Origin of the sequence: Kitasatospora sp. NPDC059571 (genome assembly GCF_042735675.1) — a bacterium.
GTDB lineage: Bacteria > Actinomycetota > Actinomycetes > Streptomycetales > Streptomycetaceae > Kitasatospora.
Window position 1 is genome coordinate 5494 of the sequence record NZ_JBHWBW010000377.1, and the last position, 2299, is coordinate 7792.

Sequence of the window (2299 nt, forward strand, 5' to 3'; positions counted from 1 at the left end):
CGCCCCGACTCGCTCTGGGTGTCGGGGGGCGTGGGGGCCGGCCCCCCCCCCCCGGCCGCCCGCGCCTCCGATCGACCATTCGGTGAGCTCGGTGACGCGGTTCAGGTCGAGAATCGCGGATGGCCGGTGCACGTCGAAGTTCATCTCGACCATGACGTCCGTGCCGCCGGAGATGGGCAGCGCGGTCGGGTACTCAGCCTTCGCCGCGAGTGCCTCGTCCCACGTAGCGGGCCGAAGGAACTCCATGCGGGTGTCTCCTCAAGTCGTCGCCAACCGGACAGATGGGCACAGTGCCCCCGGAACTCGGTGTTCGGACCCTGCTACCTCGTCGTTGCCGCGGCGTTGAGTCCTGGTCACCGGGTTGTGTCCGGCGGCGTGTGGCCAGTGAACCGCTGTGACGGGGCCCACTGGCAGTCACCGATGGCATGAAGCCCGCGCGCCGGGCCCGGTCGGCATCCTGTACGTTCCTCTAAGACTGACAATTTCCCAGCCCAGCGGTTTCCCTACCGCCATCTACGACCGTAATCCGGCCGTGACGGAGGGGCGACGGGCCCGTGACCCCGGGAGCGGACAGGACGTACCGCCGAGCCGCCCGGCGTGGGGCACACTGTGAGCCCCCACACCCACCCGACCCCCCACCCTCCAGACGAAGGAGTCTGCGGATGCGTGTCCGCGACCTGCTCGCCCCCGGCGCCCTGCGGCTGCGGCTGCTGGCCGGCGAGGAAGAGCTCGACCGGCAGGTCGGCGGTGTGATGACCACCGACCTCCAGGACCCGGGGCGCTACCTGCACGGCGGCGAACTGGTCCTCACCGGCATGCTCTGGCGGACCGGGCCGGAGGACTCCGAGCGCTTCGTACGCACCATCGTGGCCGGCGGCGCGGTCGCGCTGGCGGCCGGCGAGGCCGAGGTCGGCCCCGTCCCCGAGGACCTGGTGGCCGCCTGCCGGCGCCACCGGATGCCGCTGCTGGCCGTCCCGGACGACATCGCCTTCGGCACCGTCACCGAGTTCATCGGCCGGCAGGTCTCCGCCGACCGGGCCGCCGACCTGGCCGCCCTGGTCGACCGGCACCGGCTGCTGGTGCAGGCCGCCGGCGGCGGCGGCCTGGACGCCGTCCTCGACCTGCTCGGCGGTGACCTCGACCTCGACTGCTGGGTGCTCACCCCGACCGGCCGGGTGGTGGCCGGTCCCGCCGACCGGCTCTCCGCAGAGGACCGCGACCAGCTGGTCCGCGCCCACCTCGCCGCCCAGCGCCAGCGCCGCCGCCCACCGCACCGGGCCCGCCTCGCCGCCGGCGCCTACTCGCTGCTGCCGGCCGCCGCCGACCCGGCCGCCGAGGCCCCGCTCGCGGACTGGCTGCTCGCCGTCGCCGGCGACGTCACCGAGTGGACGGCCAAGCGCCAGCAGCTCGCCGACAACCTGGCCCGGCTGGTCGCCGCCGAGCGGACCCGGCGCGACGAGGGCCGCCGGCTGCGCCGCCGGATCGCCGACGAGGTGCTCGCCCTGCTCCAGCGCGACGCCGACCCGACGGAGATCTCCCGGGCGCTGCAGGCGGCCTCGGCGATGGCGGCCCGCTACGAGGGCGGCCGGCCGGAGGACTCGGGCGCCGACTCCTGGCTGGTGCTCTCCGTCGAGGGCATCGGCCTGCCGGACGGCCTGGTGCGCACCGTGCTGGAGGAGGCGCTGACCGACGCCTCCGACCGGGCACTGGTGGCCGGTACCGGCGCGGGCTCCGTGGTGGTGCTGCCCGCACCGGACGTGCCCGTCCCCGCCGAGGCGCTGCGCGAGCTGCTCGCCCCGCTGGAGGCCGGGCTCGGCTCCGAGGGCCGGATCACCGTCGGCGTCTCGGCGCCCGCCACCGAGGCCGGCGGGCTGCGCGGCGCCCTGGAGGAGGCCCGGCACGCCCGCCGGATCGCCGCCGCCCGGGTCGGCCGGGTCTGCGTGGCCGGCCCCGAGGAGCTCGCCTCGCACGTGCTGCTGCTGGCCGCGGTGCCGGACGAGGTCCGCCGGGCCTTCCGCAGCCGGCTGCTGGACAAGGTCATCGCGTACGACATCGAGCACCAGGCGGACCTGGTCCGCACCCTGGAGGCGTTCCTGCGCTCGGACGGCTCGTGGACCCGCTGCGCCGGCCAGCTGCACGTGCACGTCAACACCCTGCGCTACCGGATCGGCCGGATCGAGGAGCTGACCGGCCGTGACCTCTCGCGGCTGGAGGACCGGGTGGACTTCTACCTGGCGCTGGAACTGGCCTGACGGGCCGCCGACCGCAACGCCGACGGGCCCGCCGCACCACTTCGGTG

General features: G+C 75.4%; 2 protein-coding genes. One reads left to right on the forward strand and one right to left on the reverse strand.

Annotation, left to right across the window (positions count from 1 at the left end; genetic code table 11):
- Positions 1-246: FAD binding domain-containing protein (locus tag ACFV0G_RS30120; RefSeq protein WP_380554892.1), on the reverse strand; the 246-nt coding region annotated here is incomplete at its 3' end.
- Positions 247-662: 416 nt separating this feature from the next.
- On the opposite strand from ACFV0G_RS30120, the gene ACFV0G_RS30125 reads away from it, so the two are divergent.
- Positions 663-2252 (forward strand): PucR family transcriptional regulator, encoded by a 1590-nt coding sequence (locus ACFV0G_RS30125; protein ID WP_380554894.1) that lies wholly within the window; start codon positions 663-665, stop codon positions 2250-2252.
- Positions 2253-2299 lie beyond the last annotated feature (47 nt).

Coding starts and splice junctions, on each gene's coding strand:
- ACFV0G_RS30125 (WP_380554894.1), top strand. CDS start 663: ATGCGTGTCCGCGACCTGCTCGCCCCCGGCGCCCTGCGGCTGCGGCTG.